The sequence below is a fragment of the Corynebacterium sp. CNCTC7651 genome, from assembly GCF_021496665.1.
Classification (GTDB): domain Bacteria; phylum Actinomycetota; class Actinomycetes; order Mycobacteriales; family Mycobacteriaceae; genus Corynebacterium.
This window is the reverse complement of sequence record NZ_CP071246.1, coordinates 1,875,951-1,901,640: the sequence shown is the minus strand read 5'-3', so window position 1 is coordinate 1,901,640 and position 25,690 is coordinate 1,875,951. Positions and strand designations below refer to the sequence as shown.

Sequence of the window (25,690 nt, the reverse complement as noted above, 5' to 3'; positions counted from 1 at the left end):
TTGGCTGGGATTTGGGCTTGGGCGGGGGCTTGGTGGTTGGGAAGTGAACGTCGTAAAGCAGAATGCCCCCGTGCGATAATTGGGGCATGACCTCGAAACCGAAGAACTCCAACGTCCTGTCCAACCGCTACGCGTCGCCGGAGATGGCGACGCTGTGGAGCGCCGAGCACAAAATTATTCTGGAGCGGCAGCTGTGGATCGCCGTGATGCGCGCGCAGCAGGATCTGGGGGTGGAGATTCCGGCGGGCGCGATCGAGGATTATGAGCGCGTGATTGACCAGGTGGATCTGGCGAGCATCGCGAAGCGTGAGGCTGTGACGCGCCACGACGTGAAGGCGCGCATTGAGGAGTTCAACGCGCTGGCGGGGCACGAGGAGATCCACAAGGGCATGACCTCGCGCGACCTGACCGAGAACGTGGAGCAGCTGCAGCTGCTGCGCTCGCTGGAGCTGGTGCGCGACAAGGCCGTGGCCACGCTGAAGGCGATTGGCAACCGCGCGGGCGAGTACCAGGAGCTGGTGATGGCCGGCCGTAGCCACAATGTCGCCGCGCAGGCAACGACGCTGGGCAAACGCTTTGCGACGGCCGCCGATGAGATGCTGGTGGCTGTCCAGCGCATCGAGGAGCTGATTGCGCGCTACCCGCTGCGCGGCATCAAGGGCCCGATGGGCACGGCGCAGGACATGCTTGATTTGATGGGCGGCGACGAGGGCAAGTTGATCGAGCTCGAGGCCGCGATTGCGCAGCACCTGGGCTTTGACCGCGTCTTTGATTCCGTCGGCCAGGTGTACCCGCGCTCGCTGGACTTCGACGTTGTCAGTGCCCTGGTGCAGCTCGGCGCCGGCCCGTCCTCTCTGGCCACCACGATCCGCCTGATGGCCGGCAATGAAACCGTCACCGAGGGCTTCAAGGAGGGCCAGGTCGGCTCCTCCGCGATGCCGCACAAGATGAACGCCCGCAGCTGCGAGCGCGTCGGCGGCTTCCAGGTCATCCTGCGCGGCTACCTCACCATGGTCGCGGACTTGGCCGGCCAGCAGTGGAACGAGGGCGACGTGTTCTGCTCGGTGGTGCGGCGCGTCGCGCTTCCGGACGCCTGCTTCGCCATCGACGGCATGCTGGAGACCTTCCTGACTGTTTTGGACGAGTTCGGCGCCTTCCCGGCGATGATCAACCGCGAACTGGACCGCTACCTGCCGTTCCTTGCCACCACCAGGATCCTCATGGCGTCCGTGCGCGCGGGCGTTGGCCGCGAGACCGCGCACGAGGTGATCAAGGAAAACGCCGTGGCGATGGCGCTGGACATGCGCGAGCGCGGCGCCGAGCAGAACTTGGTGGAGCGTTTGGCTGCGGACGATCGCCTGCCCTTGTCCGCGGAAGACCTGGAGGCGGCTCTGGAGGACCGCCACGCCTTCATCGGCGCTGCCGAGTCCCAGGTCGAGCGCGTCCGCGCCCGCATCGAGGCCCTGGTGGACAAGTACCCCGAGGCCGCCCAGTACCGCCCCGGCGAGATTTTGTAGGGTCGGGGCGGGAGGGGCCCGGCCGGCGCCCCCTGCCCGCCCTGCCGGGCCCGCCGGGCCCGGCCGCTGAGGCCCGCCGCGAACCTGAGTAGAGCATAAGTTTGTCATCTCCCGCGCGAAGCGCTTCATAAGCCCTGGTGGGTGACAAACTGGACAAACTTTGGCTCTGGGAGGGGCCCGGCCGGAGGTCAGCCGGACTGCCCCGGCGGCTCGGCTTCGAGGCCGAGTTCCCTGGTCACCAGGGTCACAACCAAGTCGTAGACCTCTCTCAAGGTGCGTTTTGTAATCCGCTGCAGGTCCCAACCGGCCTTGGCACACTTCAGATTGATCAGGTTGTCCTTCATCCACTGTTCCTGGCCAATGTGGTGGGCGCCGTCGTACATCAGGCCGAGCTTGAGGTCGGTTCCGGGTTTGGTGAGGGCTAGGTCGAGCGTCGTCACCCATTCATCGCCCAAATAAACCGGGACCTGCTCCTGAAGAACCAGGTCAAACCGTTCAGCAATTTCCGCAATGATGAGCCGAAGCTCGGTCTCCTTCGGAGAATCAGCCAGCTCAGAGGATGCCTCAATCACATCGGCCAACCACTTCCGGTCAAGCCGCGCATGTCCCGCTTTCAGCACATCGGTGGCATCGACGCCGAGCTGCCTGCAAGCGTCGATAAGCTGCACTGCCCTGACGAAGGTGGGCTCGTAGCCGCCGCAGTCGAGGACGTGCCAGCCGTTAATGCCGCGGCGGATGATTTTCAGTGCCTGCACCGTCGCCACCGCGGGGGTTGTCATTCGAATGGGCTTGTCGCGGCAGGTCACGGTCCAGGTATCGGTGGCTGGCGGCGTCCCCTTGATCAACATCGGGTGGTAGGAGCTGGGCTGCGCGTTACGACGAATCGGACCAGCCGCCAGCACCGTATCGCAAGCGTTGACGAAGTATCTGAGCCCGTAGAGGGAGAGGGCGGCGAAGCCAGTGACTGTGTAATTGGGGTGGTGCAGAGCGGCAGCGGCGGCGCGTAATTCCGCAGGCACCTGGTACTCAATGCCGCGCTTGTGGAATTGCGCGTTCTGCTTGGCAAACTCCCAGTCGATGAGCTGTTGGCTGGGTATTGCGAATTTGCTGGAGATGCGGTGAAAGCCGCGTAAGTCTGGGGTGATGGGGATCAGGAGGTCGCCGGCGGCCACCGTCATTCCGTTTTGGAGTCTTTGTTTTCTCATACCCATTGGACTCCCGCGGGGCCCTACAGGTTCCGTTGTGGTGGTAACTGGGGGAGGGCGGGGGAACCTGAGACGCGCATAAGTTTGCAATCCACGGCTCTGGGCCTTCTGTTCATGCAGGTCGGTGCAGGAGTGGGAAAACTTACGCGCCCGTAGGTGCCGGGGGAGGGGCAGGGTGTAGCTCGGGTGGGGCCAGCAGGTGGGCCGGGTGGGTCGTAGACGCCTGGGGCAGGTGGCCGGGGGTTAGTTGGTCCAGAGGAGGACGGTGTCGGCGGCGCCGGAGTTCGGGGCCGTGAGCCGCACGCCGGTTGCGGGGATCCCGTACAGGCCATCCCAACTGACGACGAACGTTTCAAACGCCTCCCCGTCCGCAACCATCTGTCGCAGGTCAGGGGTGTAGCCGGTGGGCGGGCGGGTGACGTCGCCGCAGAGGGTCGGGTCGGGAATGAAGTTCGCGTTGAGCAGCGGCGGCAGCGCCGGGGAGGTTGCGGAGGTCGGGGAGGTGGGGGCCGTGGTCGTAGCCGGCGACGTGGCGGAAGTGGCGGAACTGGCCCCGGCGGACGTTGCCGTAGTGGTTGCCGTGCCAGAGGCGGCCGTGCTGGTGGCAGCTGACGACGAGGAGGTTGCCGGCGTGGAGGTGGTCGCCGGCGTGGCGCTGGCCCCGGCGGCCTCCCCAACCACCGCGTCCGGGTCCACGGCGACCGGGTCGAAGCGGGGAACGGGCACGGTCACGTCCACGCCAAACTCGCCAACTTCCACAGGGGCGAGGCGGACGGGGTAGCAGTGGGCTTCGGGGTAGGTGGGGGTTGCGTCGATAAGCAAGGGCTCCGAGACGGCGACCTCCCAGGTGACGGGGACCCCGAAGCGGGCGTCGGCAGTAATGACCTGGGTAGTCGCGCCGAGCGGGAGCGCGGAGGAACCCGTGGAACCGACTGGACCGGCGTAGGGGGCGGGCGCGGCGCAGGCGGTGAGGAGGAGGGCGAGTGGGAGGACCTGAGCGGCGCGACGCATGGCGCATATACTAACCCGCATGCGCGCAGAGCTCTCTGACTACATGCATCTGGCCGGCGGCAAAGTCCGCGAGATCTACGAGGTGGACCAGCAGACGTTGCTGATGGTGGCCTCGGACCGGATTTCGGCGTTCGATTTTTCGCTGGAACCGGCGATTCCGGACAAGGGCCGGATCCTCACGGCGACGTCGATGTTCTTCTTCGACCTGCTGGACGTGCCGAACCACCTGGCAGGCCCGATCGATGATCCGCGGGTGCCGGAGGAGGTGCTGGGCCGCGCGATGGTGGTCAAGCGCCTGGAGATGGTGCCGTTCGAATGTGTGGTGCGCGGCTACCTCACCGGCTCCGGCAAGAAGGAGTATGACCAGCGCGGCAAGGTGTGCGGCGTGGCGCTGCCGGAGGGGCTGACGGAGGCGTCGCGTCTGCCGGAGCCGATTTTCACGCCGGCGACGAAGGCGGAACAGGGCGATCACGATGAGAACGTGACCTTCGAGTTCATGGCCAACAAGATCGGCACTGAGCGGGCGGAGCAGCTGCGCGAGGTGTCTCTTCAGGTGTACTCCAAGGCCGCCGTGCACGCGGAGAGCAAGGGCATCATCCTCGCGGACACGAAGCTGGAGTTCGGCATCGACTCCGAGGGCACTGTCGTGCTTGCCGACGAAGTCCTCACACCCGACAGCTCCCGCTACTGGCCCGCCGATTCTTATGAAGAGGGCAAGGCCCAGCCCAGCTTTGACAAGCAGTACGTGCGTAACTGGCTGACCGGCCCGAAGGCGGACTGGGACCCGGAGGCCGGCACGCAGCCGCCGGAGCTGCCGGGGTCTGTGGTGGAGGCAACGCGCGACCGCTACATCGAGGCGTACGAGCGCCTTTCCGGCAAGCGCTTCGCGGACTGGCCGGGGGCGTAGACCGCCGGTCGCGGGTCTGGGCACCGCCCCGCCGCCGCCCCGCCTGCCCGCCGCGGGGGCGTAAGCTCGGGCGGTATGTCTGCACCAAAACCGCCCGTCGCACGCAAAGCCCCGCACACCCGCTCCTTCCACGGCCGCGAGTTCGTGGACAATTACGAGTGGCTGCGTGAGAAGGAAAACCCGGAGGTCATTCAGCATCTCGAGGCGGAGAACGCCTACACGGAGGCGATGACCGCCGGGCTGCAGCCGCTCGCGGAGGCGGTGTACGGCGAGATCAAGTCCCGCGTGAAGGAGACGGACATGTCCGTCCCGCAGCGCCAGGGCGACTGGTGGTACTACGGCCGCACGCAGGAGGGCCAAAGCTACGGCATCTCCTGCCGCGTCCCCGTCGCGGGCGATCCCTGGACCCCGCCCAAGGTCACCGAAAACATGCCCGGGGAGCAGGTGCTTATCGACGCTAACTTGCTCGCCCACGGCCACGAGTTTTTCTCCATCGGCGCGTCCAGCGTGGCCACCACGGGCCGCCTGCTCGCCTACTCCACGGACACGGTTGGCGACGAGCGCTTCGACCTGCGCATCAAGAACCTTGAGACCGGCGAGCTGCTGGAAGACGAGCTGACCGGCATCTTCTACGGCGCCGTGTGGGCGGGGGAGGAGTACCTCTTCTACCTGCGCGTGGACGACGCGTGGCGCCCCTACCAGGTGTGGCGCCACCGCGTGGGCACCCCGCAGGTCGAGGACGTGCTGGTGTACGAAGAGACGGACGAGCGCTTCAACGTCGCCGTCGGGGCCGACCGCGCGGAGAAGTAGAAGTACCTCTACATCGCGGCGGCGTCCTCGCTGACCTCGGAGTACCGCGTCCTGCCTTTGGAAACGCCCACCGGCGAGTTCGAGGTCCTCTGGCCCCGCGAGGCTGGCGTGGAGTACCACCCGGATTACGTCGAGGTGGACGGCCAGGAGTACTGGGTGATCACCCACAATGCTCTGGGGGCGAACTTTGCGGTTGGGGTTTGTGGGATCGTCGATAAGCTTCCTGCCCTGCGTGACCTGCGGGAACTCGTGCCGCACTCCGACACCGTGCGCGTGGAGGGCGTGGACGCGTACCGCGACTTCATGTTCATGAGCTACCGTCGCGGCGGCATTTCGCGGCTGGCGGTGGCGCAGCTCACGGACGGGTTTGGGCCGTTTGAGGAGCTGGAGTTCGAGGAGGAGCTGTACACCGCGTCGCTGGCCGGCAATCCGGAGTGGGACGCGCCCGTGGTGCGCATCGGCTACACCTCCTTCACCCGCCCCGCGCAGGTGCTGGACTATTGCGTATCGACGGCCGAATTTTCCCTCCTCAAGGAACAGGAAGTGCAGGGCGGCTACGACCCGAACGAATACGAGGCGTTCCGGTTGTGGGCAGTAGCGGAGGACGGTGCCGAGGTGCCGATCTCCGTGGTGCGGCGCGTAGGTGGTGCTGTGGACGGTGCCGGTGACGGCTCGGAGGGCGAGGGCGCTGCGGCCGGCGAGGGCTCCGCGGAGGGGCCGGCGCCGCTGTTGCTGTACGGCTATGGGTCCTACGAGGCGTCGGTGGATCCTGGGTTCTCGGTGGCGAGGTTGTCTTTGCTGGACCGCGGGATGATCTGGGCGTGCGCGCACGTACGCGGCGGCGGCGAGATGGGTCGCGCGTGGTACGACCAGGGCAAGATGGTGCACAAGCGCAACAGCTTCACCGATTTCATCGCGTGCGCGGACAAGGTGGTTGAGGCCGGGTTGACCACTTACGGCCAGATGGTTGCGGAGGGCGGCTCCGCCGGCGGCTTGCTGATGGGCGCGGTGGCTAACCTGGCGCCGGAAAAGTTCGCGGGCATTCTGGCGGTGGTGCCGTTTGTGGATCCGCTGACGTCGATACTCATGCCCGAGCTGCCGCTGACGGTTGGCGAGTGGGAAGAGTGGGGCGACCCGTACCACGAGGCCGAGGTGTACGACTACATGTCGGGCTACGCCCCCTACGAAAACGTGGCGGCGCAGAAGTACCCGCCGATTCTGGCTGTGACCTCGCTCAATGACACCCGTGTGCTGTACGTCGAGCCGGCAAAGTGGGTGGCCAAGCTTCGCGAGGTGGCTGGGGGTGCGGCTGGCGGCAGGAGCGGCCCGTTCCTCCTGAAGACCGAGATGTCCGCCGGCCACGGCGGCGTCTCCGGCCGCTACGCCAAGTGGAAGCAGACGGCGTTCGAGTACGCGTGGGTGCTGGACGCGGCTGGGGCTGGTGAAGACGCTTCGGCCGGCGGAACCGACGATGGTTCTGAGACAAAGTGACAATTATTGGATTCCGCTGATCTATGTGTGGGGCGCGCACATAGTTGGTAGAGGGGATCGTCGTTAAGCTTCGCCCCGGTCCCTGAACCCCGCCGCTTCGCCCAGCGAGCCGCGACGAGCTGTGCGACAATGTTCCCTATGCCCGGCCGTTTGCTCGTCTCGATTTCTTCTATTTTTGACGGAACGGTGGACAACGTCTCCAGCCTCGTGGGGGAGCTGGATCGCGAGGAGATTCCGGTATCGCTGCTGGTAGCGCCGCACATCGATAAGAAGTGGCACCTGGCGAAGGACAAGAAGACCCGTAAGTGGCTGCTGGATCAGCGCGGAGTGCGGGCGCTGCTGCTCAACGGTTTCGACCAGCCAGTGCAGGGGCGCCGCTCCGAATTCGCGACGCTGGAGGAGCACGAAGCGCGCCTACGCCTCAAGGGCGCAACGCGGCAAATGGAGGCGCTGGGCTTCGATCTCGACATGTTCGCACCTCCGCGCTGGAGGCTTTCCGACGGTACCTTGGATGTCCTCCCCGATTTTGGCTTCACCCTCGCGGCTTCGGAGCGTGGCATTTACCGCTTGGAGCACGATGATTTTGTGCAGTGTCGTAACTTGTCCGTCGGCGAGGGCTACGGTGCGGCGAAGTGGTGGCGTCGCAACATCATCCGCGCCGCCGAGCGAGGCGCAGAGCGCGGCAACACCATCCGTCTCTCCGTCTCCGGCCGTGAGCTGGGGGATAAGAAGGTGCGCCGGGATTTCGTGGCCGCGGCTTTGGCGGCAGAGCGGGCAGGAGCAGAGCCGTCCGACTACCGCGCGTTTAGGTAGGCGGGGGAGCGTTTAGGTAGGCGGGGGAGCGTTTAGGTAGGTCGGGCCGCACCGACCGGTAGCTGAGGCGACGGCGGTCGGTCGCTGAGACCGCCTCGAGGATGTCGGCCGAACCTGGGTGTGTGACTCGCCCCCTACCCGTGCGTTGCGATCCTCCATTCCGATCCCCCATTCCGATCCCCCGTAGGCGATCCTCACACGACGATCCAGGGGCTTTTATTCTTTGAATCTGGCTGCATTTAAGCCTCTGGATCGTCGTCTGAGGATCGGCAATAGGGGATCGCAACAGAGGATCGGAATGTCGGGCCCGGGAGCTGGTTTAGGCCCGGGAGCGGGGGTGGGCCTGAGCTGTGCGGGTCCGTGAACTGGGGGTTTGGTACCAAAAGGCGGCCCGGGAGCTGGAGGTTTGGTACCCGGATGCCGGGCCACGGAAGCCAGCAGAAGGGGAACACCAGACGGGGAACGCCAGCCGGCTGCGCGGCCGCCAAACTACAGAGCGACGCGGATTGTGCGGCCGCGAACCGCAGCGACCAGGCGGCACACCAAGTAGATGCCGAAAGAGATGAAGGCCACGAAGACGGAGACCGGGATGCCGGGGGCCAAGGACAGCACCATGCCGCCAACGGCCGCGACCTCCGCAAACAACACCGACAACCATACGGCGCGGACCGGATTAGCGGTCACGGCAGCGGCGGACGCGCCGGGCGTGATCAGCAAAGACATCACCAGAAGCGCACCGACGATCTGCACCGACTGCGCAGAAGCCACACCCACCAACACGGCGAACACCAAGGACATGGTGCGGACGGGTACTCCACACGCGGCGGCCATCTCGGGGTCCGAGGAGGCGAAAATGAGGGGTCGCCAGAGGATGAGGAGGAGGGCGGAGACAAGGAGCGTCGTCAAGCAAAGAAGCCAAACGTTTTGCGTGGAAACGCCGACGATTTGGCCGGTGAGCAGGGACAACGCCCGGTTGGAGTTGCCGGGATAGAGGTGGATGAAAAGGACGGAGAGGCCCATGCCGAAGCTCATGACCACGCCCACGGCGCTGTCCTGCTGGCCGCGGAACCCCAGCGCGGCCAGGACCAGCGCGGCAACTACCGCGCCAGCGACGGCGCCGAATCCCACGTTCAGGCCGAAGAGCAGCGCGGCGGAGGCGCCCATCAGCGCCAGCTCGGAGGTGGCGTGGACGCTGAAGGACATCTGTCGCAACACAATCAGCGGCGCCATCACGCCGGACAGGACGCCCAAAAGCGCGCAGGCCACCAGCGTGGTCTGGACGAAATCGATGCCCAGCAGGTAGACGGTGTCCGCCCACCAAGTCTGCCAGGTGGCCGGCGAGAGCAACGCGCCCATTACAGCACCACCATCCGGCCATCGTCCTCGACGATGTCGACGCGGGTGCCGTAGAGCTCGCTCAGCACATCTGAGCGCATCACCTCGCTGACCGGCCCCACCACGTGGCCCTCCGGGCCGATGTACAGCACGCGGTCCACCACGCTGAGCAGCGGGTTTATCGAGTGCGTCACGCACAACACCGCCGCCCCAGACTCCGCCAGGCGCGAAACGGTGTCGCGTTGGCGGGCGGGATCGAGGGAGAGCAAGGGTTCGTCGGCAAGCAAAAGCTCCGGGGATTGCGCGAAGGCCTGCGCCTGACGGATGAGCTGCTGCTGCCCGCCGGAGAGGAGCCCCACGCGCTGATCCGCGAAGTGCAGCGCGCCGACCTGGGACAATTGCTTCTCGACGTTCGCCTTCCCCGCCCGTCGGAGCGGTTTCGGCGACATTGCGAGGCTGACCAAGTCGCGGCCGCGCATCGGCAGATCGCGCGGGAACATGCGCTGCTGCGGGATGAATCCGACGCGGCCGGTGACACTGACCGTGCCCGCGGTGAGGCGGCGCGTGCCCAAGATGGTGCCCAGCAACGTGGATTTGCCCACGCCGTTGGGGCCGAGGACGGCGATGAACTCGCCGCGGTCAACGGCGAGGTTCAGGCCGGACCAGAGTGGTGCGACGGCGGCGTCAGTGAAGGTGAGAACCACGAATGGGCAGTTTAGTGCGAGTGGCCGGAGGGCATGTGCCCGCCGTCGCTGCCATGGGCAGCGCCATCGCCGTGGGCATCCGCGTGCTCCTTGGCGTGCGCGGCCAGCTCCTCGATCTGGTCCACGATCTGCGCGAGGTAGTCCAGGAAGTTCGTGCCGGCCGGCGGGGTCTCCGTGATCTCCACGATGGGCACGTCGCTCGCCTTCGCCGCGTCCGCCAGGCGCTGTGTCGCGGCGTTCGTGCTCTGCGGGTTGACCACCAGGAAATCCAGGTCGCCGGATTCGATGAGCTGCACGAACGCGGCCACGTCCTGCGCGGACGGCTCCGCGTGGTTCAGGGCGGAGCGGAGGTAGCCCTCCGGGGTGACGTCGTGAAGCTCGGTGCCGTAGACCAGCCCCGCGGCGATCGGCTCCGTCATTGCCATGTGCGTGTGCGCGATGCCGGCCAGGCGCTGCTCGATGTCGCGCATCTGCTCCACGACGCTCCCCGCATCACCGCCCACCTTCGCCTGAATCTCCTCCGCCACCTGGGCGACGAGCTTCGGGGAGAAGAACGCGTGCTCGATCGCGTCGAAGTTGAACGGGTCCTCCGCCTCCTCCGCGCGGTGGCCGTGGCCCTCGTGCCCGTGGTCGTGGCTATGCGCCTCCGCCGCGTCCAGCAACGGGATCGCGTGGATCACTTTGTCCTGGTCGGCGACGGTGTACAGCGTCGCGTCGTACGCACCGCCCGTGGCCACCACGTGCTCCGCCTCGCTCACGCGCGCGAGCTCCGTCGCGGACGGCTCAAAGTGGTGCGGGTCAATGCTCGTGCCGCTGATGATCGCGTCCACGTGCTCACCCGTCACCGCCGCCGCCACGTCCGCCCACACCTGTGTGGTGGCAACCAGGCCAACCAGGCTGGTTTTCTGGTTCGCTTCCGCGGCGGAGGAGACGCTCGAGGCCGCACTCGCCGGGGTCCCGCTTTCCGACGGCGCACAGCCAACCATCACCGAACCAACAAGCGCCAAAGTTGCCGCCGCGCCCAGCGCAGTACGGCCAGAGGTGTGAGTAAAACGCATGAGCACCATTGTGGCACTAATGAAAAACGTTTTCAATTCAGGGTGCGGGCCGGAGGGTTCCGGGAACGAGTAACCCCGCCGCCGGAGCCTTTGCTTTCCGACGACGGGGTTACGTCAGGTGGTTAACCCCCAGCTAGTGGAACTAGCGAGAGGAACCGTTACCCGGGGTGCACACGGTAGCCAGGTGCGCTGCAGCGCTGATGCCGTACACCAGCGCAGCCAGGCCGCCCAAGAGCTGGCCTGCGCTCATGCCGAACTGGCGGCGGAACTGCGCGTCCGCCTCAGCGATCTGGCGCTGGAGCTCCGGAGCGATGGCAGGAGCCGGGAGACCCGCGTTCGCCAGGAGGCCGATCGGGATCAGCGCCAGCAGCGGCAGACCCCAGCCGAGGGCCGCGTTGGTGCAACGTGCCTGCTCCTCCGCGGTGAGCTGGGTGCGCTTGGCGTTCACATTGCGGTTAGCAATGCGGCCGAAGTTCTGCTCGGTGCCGTCGCTATAAGTAGCGACCAGCTCCTCCTTGTTGTTGAACTCCAGCTTGACGATGGTGGTTACACCATCCTTGCCAGGTGCGCCGGTGTCGCCCTTCGGGCCCTGCGCGCCGGTCTCGCCCTTGTCGCCCTTCGGGCCCTGGGTGCCGTAACCGTCGGAGCCGTCGCGGCCGTCCTTGCCGTCGCGACCCGGTGCGCCGGTTGCTCCGGTGTCGCCCTTGTCGCCCTTCGGGCCCTGAGCACCGTCCTTGCCTGCAGCGCCGTCGGCACCCTTGACCTTGCCAAGGTTGTGGGTGGTGTCATCGCTCAAGGTGACAACCAACTCGCCCTTGTCATTGATTACGAAGGACTTGACGCTGCGGCCGTCCTTACCATCCTTGCCATCCTTGCCCGCGGCGCCCTTGTCGCCCTTCGGGCCCTGAGCGCCGTCCTTGCCGGGTGCGCCGGTGTCGCCCTTGTCACCCTTGTCGCCCTTCGGGCCCTGAGCGCCGTCCTTGCCGGGTGCGCCGGTGTCGCCCTTGTCACCCTTGTCACCCTTCGGGCCCTGAGCGCCGTCCTTACCGTCGTTGCCCTTCACGTTCCCGAGGTTCTGGGTGGTGCCGTCGGTTAGCGTGACAACCAGCTCACCCTTGTCGTTAATGACGAAGGACTTGACGCTCTCGCCGTCCTTGCCGTCCGAGCCGTCGCGACCCGGTGCGCCGGTGTCGCCCTTCGGGCCCTGAGCGCCGGTGTCGCCCTTCGGGCCCTGAGCGCCGGTGTCGCCCTTCGGGCCCTGAGCGCCGGTGTCGCCCTTCGGGCCCTGAGCGCCGGTGTCGCCCTTCGGGCCCTGAGCGCCGGTGTCGCCCTTCGGGCCCTGAGCGCCGGTGTCGCCCTTCGGACCCTGAGCGCCGGTGTCGCCCTTGTCGCCCTTCGGACCCTGAGCGCCGGTGTCGCCCTTGTCACCCTTCGGACCCTGAGCGCCATCCTTGCCGTCGTTGCCACGGACATTGCCGAGGTTCTGGGTGGAGTCGTCAGTTAGCGTGACGATCAGCTCGCCCTCGTCGTTGATAACGAAGGCCTTGACGCTGCGACCGTCCTGGCCGGCTGCGCCGGTGTCGCCCTTGTCGCCCTTGTCGCCCTTCGGACCCTGTGCACCCTTGACCACGCCAAGGTTTTCAGTCTTGCCGTCGCTGAAGGTAATGAGCAGCTCGCCCTTGTCGTTGATCTCGGCAGCGTTGATCCCGCGACCGTCTTGACCGTCCTTGCCGTCCTGGCCTGCAGCGCCAGTATCACCCTTGTCGCCCTTCGGACCCTGGGCGCCGTCCTTGCCGTCGGCACCGTCCTTACCAGGTGCGCCGTCCTTGCCATCCTTACCAGGTGCGCCGGTCTCGCCCTTTTCGCCAGTGACCTTGCCAGCGTTTTGAACAACGCCGTTCGTCAAAGTGATGACAAGCTCGCCCTCATCGTTGATCTCGATCTTCGAGATGCCCACACCGGCATCGCCCTTGTCACCCTTCGGACCCTGAGCGCCGTCCTTACCGTCGGCGCCGTCCTTACCTGGTGCGCCGGTGTCGCCCTTGTCGCCCTTGTCGCCCTTCGGGCCTTGGTCGCCCTTGTCGCCCTTCGGGCCTTGGTCGCCCTTCGGGCCTTGGTCGCCCTTGTCGCCCTTCGGGCCTTGGTCGCCCTTGTCGCCCTTCGGGCCCTGCTCGCCTTGGTCGCCCTTCGGGCCCTGCTCGCCTTGGTCGCCCTTCGGGCCCTGCTCGCCTTGGTCGCCCTTCGGGCCCTGCTCGCCTTGGTCGCCCTTCGGGCCCTGGTCGCCCTTGTCGCCCTTGTCGCCCTTCGGGCCCTGGTCGCCCTTGTCGCCCTTGTCGCCCTTCGGGCCCTGCTCGCCCTTGTCGCCCTTCGGGCCCTGCTCGCCCTTGTCGCCCTTCGGGCCCTGCTCGCCCTTGTCGCCCTTCGGGCCCTGCTCGCCCTGGTCGCCCTTCGGGCCCTGCTCACCCTGGTCGCCCTTCGGGCCCTGCTCACCCTGGTCGCCCTTCGGGCCCTGCGGGCCCTGCGGGCCCTGCGGCGCAGCCTTGGGCTTGACGTTAACTACTACCTCGACCTCGTCGGTGGTGTTATCCGGGTACGTAACCTTGATATTGCCCGGCTGGCCGTCCCCGACTTGATCGTGGATCGTTGTCCACTCGAACTTCGTACCGGCCGGGAGCTTGTCAGCGTTCTGGATGACAGACTTGGCCTCCGGAAGTCCGCCCCTTCCTCAATGGTCACTTCTTCCGGCTTTTGCGGCTCGTAGGTCTCGTTCTGCGGCTTCCTCTCGATGTTGAAGCCAACCTTGACCGGATCGTGGTCCGAGGATGCGAACGGGTCGTTCCGGTTGAACACGTCCGTGCCGTGGTAGTTGCGGCGGGAGTACTGGAAGATGATCGGCTCGTCAGCGTTGATGTTCCACACTGCGGCGTTCTGAACCATGGCCTTAGCCGCGTCGTTGCCGAGGACGTGGTCGAGGGAGCCGACATGCTTGTTGAACGAGTAGGACGCGGTCTGGGAGGCCTTGCTAGCTCCATCCCCTTCAGCGAACACGGTGTTCTCGATGAGCTTGAACCCACCGCCCTCGAGGGCCTTGATGGAGTCCTCCTGAGAGTAGGAGTTCAGGTCACCCAGGATAAAGACCGGCTTGCCATCCCACTGATTCTGCTTCCCCAAGTGATCGAGCAGCGCCTGGGCCTGGGCCTTGCGGACCTGTGCGGAATTCGCCTGGCCATCCTTCTGGTCGACATCGCCGCGGGCGGCAGAACCCTTGGACTTGAAGTGGTTCACGATGGCGACGAAGCTCTCCTCGTCCGCACCCCCGACGGGCTTGAACTCCTGAGCGAGGGGCTGGCGCGCGGTACCGGTGAATGCCGGGTCATCGAAGATGACCGATTCGCCCACGGGCTCCAGCTTGGTCTTGTTGTAGATGAAGGCCACGCGGATAACGTCCTCGTTGGTGCCGAGGTTGAGCGGGGACTTAACGTATGCCCACTCGGTGCCGTCCTTCTTGGTGGGCGCCTGGTTAAGCGCCGTGACAAGTTCGCTCAGGGTGTGGTCGCGGCGGGCGACATCGCCCGAGGTGGTAGCGGTGTTCTCAACCTCCATGAGGCCGACTACGTCAGCGTTGAGCTCATTAATAGCGAGCACAATCTTTGCTTCCTGATCTTCGAAAGCCGTCCGGCTGAACGCGCCGCGGACGCGGCACCGGTTCGTCGCAATAGGCTCACCAAAGCGATCGGTGTAGGCCTGGCAGTTGTCTTCGTCCTTGCCGAGGGATGTGAAGTAGTTCAGGACGTTGAACGAGCCAATCGAGTAGTCGCCTGTAACCCTGTTCGGGATATCGCGCACGGCTGCGCGGGTATCGGCCCAGGTAACCGGGATGTCCTGCTCAGGGCTCTTGCCGGTCAACGGAAGCCGCGGTTGGAAACGCCAGTCGTTGTGGGCAAACTCGAAGATGACACCCTCGTCCTTGAACGTCAGGTGGTCACCGACGCGCATCGAGCGGATCTCGGAGGAGTCCGAATTCTCCACGTACGGAAGCGGAATGTCCTTGTTCTTCTGGAAGTAGTTGTAGGTGTTGCCGTCGTCCAGGCGGATGATGGTCTTGAGCTGGTCCTGCTCCAGCTGGTAAGCCGCATCACCTGGAGCCATGAAGTCGGTCGGCTGGCGCAGCGGCTCCGTGCCCGGAACGATGCCGAAATCGCCGTACTTGTTGAACTCGTACACATCGGTGACGGTGTGGGTCCCCGGCTTCAGCAGCATGCCTTCGTACGGTTCACGTGCAGCGTCGGAAAGCGGAAGCTCCCCGACCTCGACGGGAGTGACGGGCTCAACCTGCTCGGTCAGCTTGGTCACCGTGAGCGGCTTGCCGGAGAGCTGCTTGATCTGGGTCAAGCCGTAGAACTCGGTCACGGCGCCGGAAACCTCGACGTAGTCGCCAAGTGCGGGGTACTCTGCGTTGGAACCGCCGACGTACACGAAAATGGCGTCCGAAGCGTCACCGACGTTCTTCTGCTTGCCTGCACCCGGCGTCTGAATGTAGAAGCCCTGTTTGCCGCCTTCAGCGTAGACAGCGGTGACGACACCGCGGGTGGTTGCCGTCTTGCCCTTGTACGGCGACTCGCTGCCAGTGCCCTGGATTTCGGCAATCGCTACGACATCGGTCGCTGGGGCACCCGGATTGCCCGGGCCGGGGGTACCAGGGTTGCCGGGTCCCGGGGTGCCAGGGCCGTTGGGAGCCGGGGTGTTCGGCTGGGTAGTGCCGGAGTTCTTCGGAGTCGGCTCAGCTACCACGAAGTCGTTGGCATTGTTATCCGTGTCAACGCCAGGCTGCTTGCGCTGGACGGACTCGGTGTTCTTGGTCTTGCCGGCGGGGGAGCCCTCAGAAACGGTGGCAGCGCCCCAGCCGACCAGATCGACCACAGTGCCGTTCGCGTCGATGAGGCGAGCGATAGCCTCGGAGCCAGAGAACGTCAAGCTCTTGCCTTCTGCATCAGGGGTAGGGAGCGGCTCGGTGCCACCGTTACCTTGAGCGCCCTGGATCAGGTAGTAGCCCTTCGCGGGGACGACACCCGAGAGCGTGGCGGTGCCATTGCCGGTGTCGGACTTGGAGCGCTGCGTAACGGTCCAACCAGTGACATCAATCGGCTGGTCGGTCGGGTTGTAGAGCTCGACGAAGTCGTGGGTGTACTTCGCGCCGGAGTTACCGCCGCCGCCGTACACCTCATTAATGACGACGTTCTTGCCGTCCGGTGCGGCGTGAGCAGATGGGACAACAGAGACAGTGCCGGCCGCGAGCGCGATGATGAACGACGCGCTCAGGGCCTTACGGCTGGGGTTACGCATGGTGGGCATACCTCTAGGGAGTAGGAGGGGGTAGGGGCTTGCACGCGCCAACGTAGGCCGGAAACTGTGAGATTGCTCGCCATGTTGCCAGGTTTTCCCAAGATTTAACGCCGAGTTAACTTTTGGTCACGGGTCAACATGTTTGGGCGGCAAACGAACGTCGTCAAGCAAAAGCCCCCAACCTGCGTAACCCCCGCAAACCTGCAGCTCACAGCTAAATTGCGTGGTCCGATATACTGAGACGGACCTCCACCTCTACTTTCTTAACGCGAAGGATTCTCATGGCACGAGTCGTGGTTAATGTCATGCCCAAGGCTGAAATTCTGGATCCGCAGGGCCAGGCGGTGCACCGGGCGCTGGGTCGGATTGGTATTGAGGGCGTGCAGGATGTGCGTCAGGGCAAGCGGTTCGAGATCGAGGTGGATGACACCGTGAGCGATGAGGACCTGCGCCGTATGGCGGAGACCCTGCTGACCAACACCGTGATCGAGGATTTCGAGGTTGTTCGATGAGCGCAACCATCGGCGTAATCACCTTCCCGGGCACGCTGGATGATGTGGACGCGCTGCGTGCCGTCCGCCTCGCCGGCGCGACCCCGCGCGAGCTGTGGCACGCGGACTCCGACCTCACGGGCGTGGATGCTGTCGTGGTCCCCGGCGGCTTCTCCTACGGCGACTACCTGCGCTCCGGCGCCATCGCCGCGCAGGCACCGATGATGGGCGCGGTCATCGAGGCCGCGAAGGGCGGCATGCCGGTCCTGGGCATCTGCAACGGCTTCCAAATCCTCACCGAAGCCGGCCTCCTGCCGGGCGCGCTGACCCGCAACCAGGGGCTGAACTTCCACTGCGTGGACACGTTCCTCGAGGTAGCGAACGCGGACACGGCTTGGACTTCGCTTTTCGACGATGGACAGAAGATCCACATCCCCGCAAAGCACGGCGAAGGCCGTTTCCAGGCCGCCCCGGAAACCATCGAGGCGCTGGAGAAGGAGGGCCGCGTGGTGTTCCGCTACACGGATAACTTCAACGGCTCTGTCAACGCAATCGCCGGCGTGACCAATGAGACTGGCCGCGTGGTTGGCCTCATGCCGCACCCGGAGCACGCGATTGAGCTGCTCACCGGCCCGTCCGAGGATGGCCTGGGCCTGTTCAAATCCGCCATCGACGCGATTTCCAAGATCGGAGCGTGACCTATTCCATGACTGTGGTGAACGATACCGTCGACAAGGCGGGCGAGACCCCGGACCTGGCGCAGCCGTACGCGGAGCTGGGGCTGAAGGACGACGAATACCAGAAGATCAAGGACATCCTGGGCCGCCGCCCGACGGATGCGGAGCTGACCGTCTACTCCGTGATGTGGTCGGAGCACTGCTCCTACAAGTCCTCCAAGGTGCACCTGCGCTACTTCGGCCAGACGATGACGGAGGAGATGGCCTCCAAGCTCCTCGCCGGCATCGGCGAGAACGCTGGTGTGGTGGACATCGGCGGCGGCGACGCGGTGACGTTCCGCGTGGAGAGCCACAACCACCCGTCGTTCGTGGAGCCCTACCAGGGAGCCGGCCACCGGCGTGGGCGGCATTGTGCGCGACATCATGGCTATGGGCGCCCGCCCGATCGCCGTGATGGACCAGCTGCGCTTCGGTGCTATCGACGCGGATGACACCAAGCGCGTCCTGCCGGGCGTGGTGCACGGCATCGGCGGCTACGGCAACTGCCTCGGCCTGCCCAACATCGGCGGCGAGACCGTGTTCGACGAGGCGTACGCGGGCAACCCGCTGGTCAACGCCCTCTGCGTGGGCACGCTGAAGGTGGAGGACCTCCACCTGGCGTTCGCGTCCGGCACGGGCAACAAGGTGATCCTGTTCGGCTCCCGCACCGGCTTGGACGGCATCGGCGGCGTGTCCGTGCTCGGCTCCGCCACGTTCGAGGAGGGCGAGGAGCGCAAGCTTCCCGCCGTCCAGGTGGGCGACCCGTTCGCGGAGAAGGTGCTCATTGAGTGCTGCCTGGAGCTCTACCACGCCGGCGTTGTGGTTGGCATCCAGGATCTGGGCGGCGGCGGCCTCGCCTGCGCGACCTCCGAGCTGGCTGCTGCCGGCGACGGCGGCATGCGCGTGGACCTCGATGCCGTGCCGCTGCGCGCAGAGAACATGTCCGCGGCGGAGATCCTGGCGTCCGAGTCCCAGGAGCGCATGTGCGCCGTGGTGGAGCCGGGCAACGTGGACCGCTTCATGGAGATCTGCAAGAAGTGGGACGTCGGCGCCGCCGTGATCGGCGAGGTGACGGATGAGCGCGATCGCCTCGCCGTCTACCACCAGGGCGAGCTGGTGCTGGACGCGCCGCCTTCGACCATCGACGAAGGCCCGGTTTACGAGCGCCCCTTCGCCCGCCCGGCATGGCTCGACGACGTGCAGGCTGCCGGCGCGGCCGGCGGCGTGGAAAAGAGCGATGACCTGCGTGGCACTTGGCTGAAGATGGTCGCATCCCCGGCACTGTGCTCCCGCGACTTCATCACCGAGCAGTACGACCGCTACGTGCGCGGCAACACCGTGCAGTCCAAGTACGCCAACTCCGGCGTGCTGCGCATCAACGAGGAATCCCGCCGCGGCGTTGCCGTCTCCGCCGACTCCTCCGGCCGCTACACCTACCTGGACCCGAACATGGGAACGCGCCTGGCGCTGGCGGAAGCGTACCGCAACGTTGCCGTCACCGGCGCCCGCCCGGTTGCCGTGACCAACTGCCTTAACTTCGGCTCCCCCGAGAACCCGGACGTGATGTGGCAGTTCCGCGAGGCCGTGCACGGGCTTGCGGACGGTGCCCTCGAGCTCACCATCCCGGTCTCCGGCGGCAACGTGTCCTTCTACAACCAGACCGGCGAGACCCCGATCCTACCGACCCCGGTTGTCGGCGTGCTGGGTGTCATCGAGGACGTTGCCCAGGCCGTGCCGCACGCGCTGCCGTCTGCTTCGGACGAGCCGCTCACCCTGATCCTCTTAGGCGAGACCCGCGACGAGTTCGGCGGCTCCGTCTGGCAGGACATCTCCGGCCAGGGCCTTGCCGGCCTCCCGCCGCAGGTGGATCTAGCCAACGAGGAGCGCCTGGCCGAGTACCTGCTCACCGCGGGTGCCGGGGTCATCGTCGCCGCGCACGACCTCTCCGAGGGCGGCCTTTCCCAGGCCGTCTTCGAGATGCTGCTCGGTTCCGGGCAGGGCGCTGAGCTGGAGCTTTCCTCGCTTGCCGACGATCCCTTCACCGCCCTCTTCTCTGAATCCGCCTCCCGCGTTCTGGTGGCCGTCACTCGCGACCGCGCGGACGCCGCAGTCCAGCGCGCCCTGGATGCTGGTGTCCCGGCTGCCGTGATCGGTTCCACCACGGACGACGGTGTGATCCGCGTTGCTGGTGCCGACGAGGCCGGCGCCGAGGGTGCAGCGGCTGCGGGCTTCGAGATCCCGGTCGCGGAGCTTGCCGGCGCCTGGGCCGCGACCCTGCCGAGCCACTTCGGCCACGCAACAGCTCCGAACGCCGCCGTCTAGTCCGGCGGGGCCGGCTGGCCGGCCCGGCCTGGTCTGGTCCGCCTGTCCCGGTCCGCCCGGCCCGTCTCGGCCCCTGCCCGCCCCGGCCCACCCCGGCGAAAGAATCCACAGATTCCTTCGCCGGGGCCTCTATTTTCCCAGGTCGCTGCAGTCCCGGGACGATTCTTTCGCCGGGGCCTCTATTTTCCCAGGTCGTGGCAGATCGGCGACGATTTCTTCGCCGAGGAGGCCGGAGGGCGCGGGGGCCGGAGGTCGGCCGCTACTCCCGGCCTGGCGACCGGCCGCTACCGGCCCGCCTCGGCCTGCCCGGCCCACGCCGGCCCCCAACCCCCTAGTCCACGCGCTGGGCGGCGCCGGGGACGGCCACCAGCGGCACCGGCTCGTACTCGCCGCGCAGGTCCTTGAGGGTCTGGGTGTGGTCCCAGAGCCGCTTGTCCTCGTCGGTGACGGGGGTGAACTTGCGGGCGGGGAGGGCGTTGCCGTCGATGTCGATGCCAACGTACGTCACGGAGGCGTGGATGGCGTCGGTCAGCGATTCACGCCCGCCGCGCGGGTCGCCCGAACGGACGTGGATGGAGGTGTGCAACGAGCGGGAATCGGTGCGCGTGAGCCGCGCCTCCACCTCAATCAAATCGCCGATGTGAATCGGCTGGTAGAAGCGGATGCCGCCGGCGTACACGGCCACGGTCCGCTCGCCGGACCACTCCATGGTGCAGGCCACGCCGGCCTCATCGATCCATTCCATGGCGGTGCCGCCGTGGACGTTGCCGCCCCAGTTCACGTCGGTGGGCTTGGCCAGGAAGCGGTTGATCAGGATCGGCGCGGTGGAGTCGGACGTGTACGTCTGCTGGCTCATCTCCTCCTCAATCGCCTTGCGCAGGTCGATGCGGGATAGCGCGGCCTCGGCCACGCGGCGCTCCTCCTCTGTAGAAGGCACGAACTCCGGCACCTTGGTGGGCCGGCCGGTAACGGCATCCTTGGCCACGAAGATCACCAGGCAGTCGCACGCGCGGGTGAATACGCCTTGACGCGGATCGGCAGAGAGCACCTCGTTCACAATGTGCATGGAGGAACGCCCGGTCATGGCAATGCGCGAACGCACCTCCACAATGTGGCCGGAGGGAATGGGCCGGGTGAAGTGGATGTGGCCCACGTACGCCGTCACGCAGTAGGTGCCGGACCATTGGGCCGCGCACGCGTACGCAGCCTTATCAATCCACTCCAGGACACGCCCGCCGGATACGCCTTGGGCGCCGGCGAAGAGGACGTCGTTAGGCGAGGCCATGAAGCGCAGGGTGATGGACGGGGACTTCGTCGCGGCGACGGGCGTGTTCGGCATGCAGCTAACCCTAATATGGGCCGCATGGCGAAGAAGTTGGATCCCGCCGAAACTCGCCGGGCGGTTGAGGCTGTGGCGGGGTGGTTGGAAGGAAGCGTCGATAAGCAAAAGCCCAGTCGGGGGGAACTGGCGGCGGCGGTGAGGGCCACGGCGCGGACGCTCGCGGAGGAGCTCCCGGGGCACGCGGTAGAGCTGCGGGTGCCGCCGTTTGTGGCCGTGCAGTGCGTGGAGGGGCCGCGGCACACGCGCGGCACGCCGCCGAACGTGGTGGAGACGGACCCGGAGACGTGGCTGAAGCTGGCCACGGGTAGGACGACGTTCGAGGAAGCGCTCCAGCTGGGCAAGGTGGATGCCTCGGGGTCCCGCGCGGGTGAGGTTGCCCGCGGGCTGCCGGTGGTGACGCTGTAAGATGGCAGCCGTGCAAACCGAATTCGATGACACGCGGTTAGGTGACACACGGCCCGACGAACCCTGCGAAGAATGCGGCGTTTTCGGTGTCTGGGCCCCCGAAGAGGACGTGTCCAAGCTGACGTACTTCGGGCTGTTCGCGCTGCAGCACCGCGGCCAGGAGGGCGCGGGTATTGCGGTGGGGGACCACGAGAACATTGTGGTGTTCAAGGACACGGGCCTGGTCAGCCAGGTTTTTGATGAGTCTGTGCTGGACGCCCTGCAGGGCGATGTGGCGATTGGCCACACGCGCTACTCCACGGCCGGCGGCAACTCCTGGGAGAACGTGCAGCCGATGTTCCGCACGTCCCCCAACGGCACGGATGTCGCGCTGGCCCACAACGGCAACCTGATCAACTACATGGAGTTGCAGCAGGAGGCGATTGCGAAGAAGCTCATCCCGGCCACCGGGGTGAAGGGGCAGGGGTCCTCCTCCGACACCGCCGTGGTGTCCGCGCTGCTGGCAGATCTGATCACCGATGAGCGCACGCTTCTCGACGCTTGCAGGGACCTCCTCCCGCGCATCAAAGGCGCCTTCTGCTTCATGATCACGGATGGGCACACGCTCTTCGCCGCGCGTGACCCGCACGGTGTGCGCCCGCTGTCGCTGGGGCGCTTGGACGGCGGCTGGGTGATCGCCTCGGAGACCGCGGCGCTGGATATCGTCGGCGCGTCCTTTGTGCGCGACGTGGAGCCGGGCGAGATGGTCTGGGTGGATGCTTCGGGCGTGCACTCGGAGCGTTTCGCCGATGAGACGAAGGCGCACTGCGTGTTCGAGTACGTCTACGTCGCGCGACCGGACTCGGTGATTGACGGGCAGACGGTGAACTCGGCGAGGATTGAGATTGGGCGCAAATTAGCGCACGTGCTCCCGGTAGACGCTGACCTGGTGATGCCGGTGCCGGAGAGCGGAACCCCGGCCGCGATCGGCTACGCGGAGGAGTCCGGGATCCCGTTCAAGCAGGGCCTGATGAAGAACGCGTATGTGGGGCGCACGTTCATCCAGCCGTCCGATACCTTGCGCCAGCTGGGGCTTCGCCTGAAGCTCAACCCGGTGCGCGAGGTGATTGAGGGCAAGAAACTCGCGGTGGTGGATGATTCCATCGTGCGCGGCAACACCCAGCGCAAGCTGATCCGCATGCTGCGCGAGGCCGGCGCGGGCGAGGTGCACGTGCGCATCGCCTCCCCGCCGGTGAAGTGGCCGTGCTTCTACGGCATCGACTTCGCCAGCCCCGGCGAGCTGATTGCCAACCACGGGCGGGGCGGCAGCGACGCGGAGATCGCCGAATCCATCCGCACCATGATCGGCGCGGACAGCCTTGCTTTCGTGCCTATCGACGATATGGTCTCCGCCTCCCAGCAAGACCCCGCCAACCTGTGCGCCGCGTGCTTCACCGGCCACTACCCCCTCGGTCTGCCGGAGGGCAACCCCAACGCCGACCTTGTCCGCCGCATCCAGAGAGGTGAGTCATGAGTGATGTAAACAACGAGACCGCAGTGGGCAGGACCCCTTTGGCCAACGAGGCTGTGTCCTACGAGGCCGCGGGTGTCTCCATCGAAGCCGGCGACAAGGCCGTGGAGCTCTTCGCGCCGCACGCCAAGCGCGCCACCCGCCCCGAGGTGCGCGGCGGCCTGGGCGGCTTCGCCGGCCTGTTTGCGCTGGGCAAGTACAAGGAGCCGCTCCTGGCTGCCGGTTCTGACGGCGTGGGCACCAAGCTCGCCGTTGCCCAGGCGATGGACAAGCACGACACCATCGGCATCGACCTGGTCGCCATGTGCGTGGATGACCTGGTGGTGTGCGGCGCGGAGCCGCTGTTCCTGCAGGACTACATCGCCATCGGCAAGGTTGTGCCGGAGAAGGTCGCCGAGATTGTTGCCGGTATCGCCGAGGGCTGCGTCCAGGCCGGCTGCGCCCTGCTGGGCGGCGAGACCGCGGAGCACCCGGGCGTGATGGATCCGGATGAGTATGACGTGTCCGCCACCGCCGTGGGCGTTGTGGAGGCTGATGAGCTGCTGGGTCCGGACCGCGTCCGCGAGGGCGACGTGATCATCGGCATGGCATCCTCCGGCCTCCACTCCAACGGCTACTCCCTGGCCCGCCACGTGCTGCTGGAGCGCGCCGGGCTGCCCCTGGACGGCCACATCGAGGAACTCGGCCGCACCCTGGGCGAGGAACTGCTTGAGCCGACCCGCATCTACGCCCTGGACTGCCTGGAGCTGGCCGCGGAGTGCGACGTCCGCACCTTCTGCCACGTCACCGGCGGCGGCCTGGCCGGCAACATGGAGCGCGTGATCCCGGAGGGCCTGGTTGCAGAAATGCACCGCGCCACCTGGACGCCGGGCCAGATCTTCCGCACCATCAAGTCCGTCGGACAGGTGCCGGATGAGGAGATGGAGAAGACCTTCAACATGGGCGTGGGCATGGTGGCCATCGTGTCCGCCGCGGACCGCGACCGCGCGCTGGCCATCCTGGCTGCGCGCCACATTGACAGCTGGGTGCTCGGCGAAGTCCGCGCCGCCGGCGAGGGCGACACTGCCCGTGCTGTGCTGACCGGCACCCACCCGCAGTACTAGGTCGCCTGCCGGGGCCGGGCCGGCACCTAACTAGTGGGCCGGGGTGAGATGCCCCGGCCGGACCCGGCCGGGAAGCAACCGTCGTAAAGCAAAAAGCACCCCGAAGGGTGCTTCACAAACCACGAGGTGTTTAGCGGGCTGCCGCCTGGTCCTCGTCGTCCTCGTCCCAGTCTGCGTAGTCGGCGTAGTCGCCGTACTGGTCCACCTCGTCCTCATCATCCCAGCTGTTCGCCGGTGCCTGACCTGCGAGCTCGCGCTGCAGGGAGTCCAGGTCCATTTCCGGAGAGTTGTACTTGAGCTGGCGAGCGACCTTGGTCTGCTTTGCTTTGGCGCGTCCGCGACCCATGGCGTGACCCCCTTGAGGTGGTTCGGGCGGCCTAGAACAGGCGGCCTCTTCTATTCGAAAGTATTGTCCTGCGAGACATCATAGCCAATGGCCCCAAAAAATTCCCTTCCGCCCTGTATGCTGCGCATTTCTAGGCCGGCCCCAGGCCTCGGCGAAGCTTTTCGACGGCCACCTTCCCCGCCTTCTCCCCCTCAAACAACGGCAAAGAATCCGGGTCCACGGTGGCGGCGGTGCCGTCGATATCCAGCTGCGCGCCCGGCTGTCCCGGGGCGGGCAAGGCGGACCGCTTGATCAGTGCGAGGGCGATCGGGCCGTAATCCGCGTCGTGCACCACGGTGCCCAGGCGGCCAACCTTCCGGCCACTGGAGGTGATGGTGGTGCCGGGGGCGGGTTCGGTGGGGGAGGAGCCGTCGAGCTGCAGCATCACCAGAAGCCGCGGCGAGCGGCCGAGGTTTTCCACGCGCGCCACGGTCTCCTGCCCGCGGTAGCAGCCTTTGTACAGGTGGACGGCGCCGGGCCAGGGGGCCGCGGCACCCGCCGGACCGCCGGTGCGCGTGATTAACCGGGGGACCTCGTGGGGGATGGACTTGTCGTCCAAGTCCGCGCCAAGTTCCGGCTCGCCAGCCCGCACGCGCTGGGCGGTGAACGCCAGCAGGCCCGTCATGTCCCCGCCGCGTGCAACCCACTGCTCCGCCGCTTCCTTGAGCTGGGGGCGGGGCAGCCAGACGTCGTAACGCACAAAGCCCTCGAGCCAGGGGACCTCGCGGGTCCAGAGCGCGCCCGGAAGGTCCGCGGGCAGCCCGGCGGGGCCGAGGAGCGTCACGATGGCTAGGTCCGCCTCCTCCACCTCGACGTCGGACCAGAAAATCATGCGGCGCAGGTAGTCCAGCAAGCTCTGGCCCTGCGCGGCGGGAACGTCGAGGTAAAACGTGGTGCCGTCGTAAAACACGTCCGCGTGGTGCAGGATGTGCCCCTGCATGTCCAGGTCCAGGGCGGCGCCGGCGAACCCGGGTGCGGCGTTGTCAAGTTTCTGCGATAGCAGATTGTTCAGAAACACCGGCGCGTCCGGGCCTGAAACCGTCACCACCGTGCGCTGGGAGCGGTCCACCAAGCCGGCGCGTTGCGCAAGGCGGCGTTGCTCGCCCAACGGGTCGCCGTAGTGAAGCGCCACGCCGGCGGCATCGAGGGGTGATTCGCCCTCAAGCGCCGCCGCGCCGGGAAGGTCCAAGAGTGCACTGCGGTACGTCACGCGGCCCGATCA

Annotated in this window: 17 protein-coding genes and 3 pseudogenes; 10 read left to right on the top strand and 10 right to left on the bottom strand. The window is 66.5% G+C overall.

Going from position 1 to position 25,690, the window contains the following annotated elements:
* Nucleotides 1–86 precede the first annotated feature (86 nt).
* A complete protein-coding gene (gene purB / locus JZY91_RS09195) occupies nucleotides 87–1,517 on the top strand; it encodes an adenylosuccinate lyase (protein WP_234947588.1) in 1,431 nt (476 codons plus the stop codon).
* Between the two features lie 188 nt (nucleotides 1,518–1,705).
* Here purB and JZY91_RS09190 read toward each other — a convergent pair whose 3' ends face one another.
* Both JZY91_RS09190 and JZY91_RS09185 read right to left on the bottom strand, forming a co-directional pair.
* Entirely contained in the window at nucleotides 1,706–2,695 is a 990-nt protein-coding gene (locus JZY91_RS09190) for a hypothetical protein (RefSeq protein ID WP_234947587.1), read from the bottom strand.
* A gap of 270 nt (nucleotides 2,696–2,965) precedes the next feature.
* The gene (locus JZY91_RS09185) at nucleotides 2,966–3,733 is read right to left on the bottom strand and encodes a hypothetical protein (protein WP_234947586.1); all 768 of its coding nucleotides are present in this window, start codon (nucleotides 3,731–3,733) and stop codon (nucleotides 2,966–2,968) included.
* A gap of 19 nt (nucleotides 3,734–3,752) precedes the next feature.
* On the opposite strand from JZY91_RS09185, the gene JZY91_RS09180 reads away from it, so the two are divergent.
* The 3 genes and pseudogenes from JZY91_RS09180 (at nucleotide 3,753) to JZY91_RS09170 (ending at nucleotide 7,754) form a co-directional block, all read left to right on the top strand.
* Nucleotides 3,753–4,640: a phosphoribosylaminoimidazolesuccinocarboxamide synthase gene (locus tag JZY91_RS09180; RefSeq protein WP_234947585.1), complete on the top strand. Its 888-nt coding sequence runs from the start codon at nucleotides 3,753–3,755 to the stop codon at nucleotides 4,638–4,640.
* Between the two features lie 75 nt (nucleotides 4,641–4,715).
* Nucleotides 4,716–6,941, top strand: a pseudogene (locus JZY91_RS09175) (S9 family peptidase).
* Nucleotides 6,942–7,079: 138 nt separating this feature from the next.
* Complete coding sequence (locus JZY91_RS09170; protein WP_234947584.1) at nucleotides 7,080–7,754, top strand: DUF2334 domain-containing protein; 675 nt, start codon at nucleotides 7,080–7,082, stop codon at nucleotides 7,752–7,754.
* Between the two features lie 489 nt (nucleotides 7,755–8,243).
* Here JZY91_RS09170 and JZY91_RS09165 read toward each other — a convergent pair whose 3' ends face one another.
* The 5 genes and pseudogenes from JZY91_RS09165 to JZY91_RS09145 all read right to left on the bottom strand — a co-directional run bounded on the left by JZY91_RS09165 (nucleotide 8,244) and on the right by JZY91_RS09145 (nucleotide 16,194).
* Entirely contained in the window at nucleotides 8,244–9,110 is an 867-nt protein-coding gene (locus JZY91_RS09165) for a metal ABC transporter permease (protein WP_234947583.1), read from the bottom strand.
* Nucleotides 9,110–9,793 (bottom strand): metal ABC transporter ATP-binding protein, encoded by a 684-nt coding sequence (locus JZY91_RS09160; RefSeq protein WP_234947582.1) that lies wholly within the window; start codon nucleotides 9,791–9,793, stop codon nucleotides 9,110–9,112. The genes JZY91_RS09165 and JZY91_RS09160 overlap by 1 nt, the downstream gene beginning before the upstream one ends.
* Before the next feature lie 11 nt (nucleotides 9,794–9,804).
* Nucleotides 9,805–10,851 (bottom strand): metal ABC transporter solute-binding protein, Zn/Mn family, encoded by a 1,047-nt coding sequence (locus JZY91_RS09155; RefSeq protein WP_234947581.1) that lies wholly within the window; start codon nucleotides 10,849–10,851, stop codon nucleotides 9,805–9,807.
* Nucleotides 10,852–10,993: 142 nt separating this feature from the next.
* Nucleotides 10,994–13,510, bottom strand: a pseudogene (locus tag JZY91_RS11760) (hypothetical protein); the annotation flags it as partial.
* On the bottom strand, nucleotides 13,411–16,194 hold the full coding sequence (locus tag JZY91_RS09145; protein WP_234947580.1) for an ExeM/NucH family extracellular endonuclease: 2,784 nt from the start codon (nucleotides 16,192–16,194) through the stop codon (nucleotides 13,411–13,413). The gene JZY91_RS09145 and the pseudogene JZY91_RS11760, both read right to left, overlap by 100 nt.
* A 281-nt stretch (nucleotides 16,195–16,475) precedes the next feature.
* Here JZY91_RS09145 and purS point away from each other — a divergent pair, with 281 nt between their 5' ends.
* From purS to purL, 3 genes and pseudogenes are all read left to right on the top strand, one after another.
* Entirely contained in the window at nucleotides 16,476–16,706 is a 231-nt protein-coding gene (purS, locus tag JZY91_RS09140; protein WP_234947579.1) for a phosphoribosylformylglycinamidine synthase subunit PurS, read from the top strand.
* Nucleotides 16,703–17,383: a phosphoribosylformylglycinamidine synthase subunit PurQ gene (gene purQ, locus JZY91_RS09135; RefSeq protein WP_234947578.1), complete on the top strand. Its 681-nt coding sequence runs from the start codon at nucleotides 16,703–16,705 to the stop codon at nucleotides 17,381–17,383. The genes purS and purQ overlap by 4 nt, the downstream gene beginning before the upstream one ends.
* A gap of 8 nt (nucleotides 17,384–17,391) precedes the next feature.
* A pseudogene (gene purL, locus JZY91_RS09130) lies at nucleotides 17,392–19,723 on the top strand (phosphoribosylformylglycinamidine synthase subunit PurL).
* Between the two features lie 331 nt (nucleotides 19,724–20,054).
* Here purL and JZY91_RS09125 read toward each other — a convergent pair.
* Entirely contained in the window at nucleotides 20,055–21,062 is a 1,008-nt protein-coding gene (locus JZY91_RS09125; RefSeq protein WP_234947577.1) for an acyl-CoA thioesterase, read from the bottom strand.
* A 24-nt stretch (nucleotides 21,063–21,086) separates the two neighbouring features.
* Between JZY91_RS09125 and JZY91_RS09120 the strand changes: the two genes are divergently transcribed.
* From JZY91_RS09120 to purM, 3 genes are read left to right on the top strand one after another with little or no spacing between them, the layout of a single operon-like run.
* Complete coding sequence (locus JZY91_RS09120; RefSeq protein WP_234947576.1) at nucleotides 21,087–21,470, top strand: sterol carrier family protein; 384 nt, start codon at nucleotides 21,087–21,089, stop codon at nucleotides 21,468–21,470.
* A 1-nt stretch (nucleotide 21,471) separates the two neighbouring features.
* Nucleotides 21,472–22,983, top strand: a complete 1,512-nt coding sequence (purF, locus tag JZY91_RS09115; protein ID WP_370639215.1) for an amidophosphoribosyltransferase — start codon at nucleotides 21,472–21,474, stop codon at nucleotides 22,981–22,983.
* Complete coding sequence (gene purM / locus JZY91_RS09110) at nucleotides 22,980–24,083, top strand: phosphoribosylformylglycinamidine cyclo-ligase (protein WP_234947574.1); 1,104 nt, start codon at nucleotides 22,980–22,982, stop codon at nucleotides 24,081–24,083. Before purF ends, purM begins: the two co-directional genes overlap by 4 nt.
* A 130-nt stretch (nucleotides 24,084–24,213) precedes the next feature.
* Here purM and JZY91_RS09105 read toward each other — a convergent pair whose 3' ends face one another.
* Both JZY91_RS09105 and JZY91_RS09100 read right to left on the bottom strand, forming a co-directional pair.
* The gene (locus tag JZY91_RS09105; protein WP_234947573.1) at nucleotides 24,214–24,429 is read right to left on the bottom strand and encodes a DUF3073 domain-containing protein; all 216 of its coding nucleotides are present in this window, start codon (nucleotides 24,427–24,429) and stop codon (nucleotides 24,214–24,216) included.
* Between the two features lie 130 nt (nucleotides 24,430–24,559).
* Nucleotides 24,560–25,678 carry a folate-binding protein YgfZ gene (locus JZY91_RS09100; RefSeq protein WP_234947572.1) on the bottom strand — a complete coding sequence of 373 codons (1,119 nt, stop codon included), beginning with the start codon at nucleotides 25,676–25,678 and terminating at the stop codon, nucleotides 24,560–24,562.
* Nucleotides 25,679–25,690: the final 12 nt, after the last annotated feature.

Bases quoted from the DNA above. Each gene is read 5' to 3' on its own strand.
- JZY91_RS09185 (WP_234947586.1), bottom strand. From the start codon at position 3,733: ATGCGTCGCGCCGCTCAGGTCCTCCCACTCGCCCTCCTCCTCACCGCC.
- JZY91_RS09170 (WP_234947584.1), top strand. From the start codon at position 7,080: ATGCCCGGCCGTTTGCTCGTCTCGATTTCTTCTATTTTTGACGGAACG.
- purM (WP_234947574.1), top strand. From the start codon at position 22,980: ATGAGTGATGTAAACAACGAGACCGCAGTGGGCAGGACCCCTTTGGCC.
- purS (WP_234947579.1), top strand. From the start codon at position 16,476: ATGGCACGAGTCGTGGTTAATGTCATGCCCAAGGCTGAAATTCTGGAT.
- purQ (WP_234947578.1), top strand. From the start codon at position 16,703: ATGAGCGCAACCATCGGCGTAATCACCTTCCCGGGCACGCTGGATGAT.
- purB (WP_234947588.1), top strand. From the start codon at position 87: ATGACCTCGAAACCGAAGAACTCCAACGTCCTGTCCAACCGCTACGCG.
- JZY91_RS09165 (WP_234947583.1), bottom strand. From the start codon at position 9,110: ATGGGCGCGTTGCTCTCGCCGGCCACCTGGCAGACTTGGTGGGCGGAC.
- JZY91_RS09145 (WP_234947580.1), bottom strand. From the start codon at position 16,194: ATGCGTAACCCCAGCCGTAAGGCCCTGAGCGCGTCGTTCATCATCGCG.
- JZY91_RS09125 (WP_234947577.1), bottom strand. From the start codon at position 21,062: ATGCCGAACACGCCCGTCGCCGCGACGAAGTCCCCGTCCATCACCCTG.
- JZY91_RS09105 (WP_234947573.1), bottom strand. From the start codon at position 24,429: ATGGGTCGCGGACGCGCCAAAGCAAAGCAGACCAAGGTCGCTCGCCAG.
- JZY91_RS09190 (WP_234947587.1), bottom strand. From the start codon at position 2,695: ATGACGGTGGCCGCCGGCGACCTCCTGATCCCCATCACCCCAGACTTA.
- purF (WP_370639215.1), top strand. From the start codon at position 21,472: ATGGCAGCCGTGCAAACCGAATTCGATGACACGCGGTTAGGTGACACA.
- JZY91_RS09155 (WP_234947581.1), bottom strand. From the start codon at position 10,851: ATGCGTTTTACTCACACCTCTGGCCGTACTGCGCTGGGCGCGGCGGCA.
- JZY91_RS09120 (WP_234947576.1), top strand. From the start codon at position 21,087: ATGGCGAAGAAGTTGGATCCCGCCGAAACTCGCCGGGCGGTTGAGGCT.
- JZY91_RS09180 (WP_234947585.1), top strand. From the start codon at position 3,753: ATGCGCGCAGAGCTCTCTGACTACATGCATCTGGCCGGCGGCAAAGTC.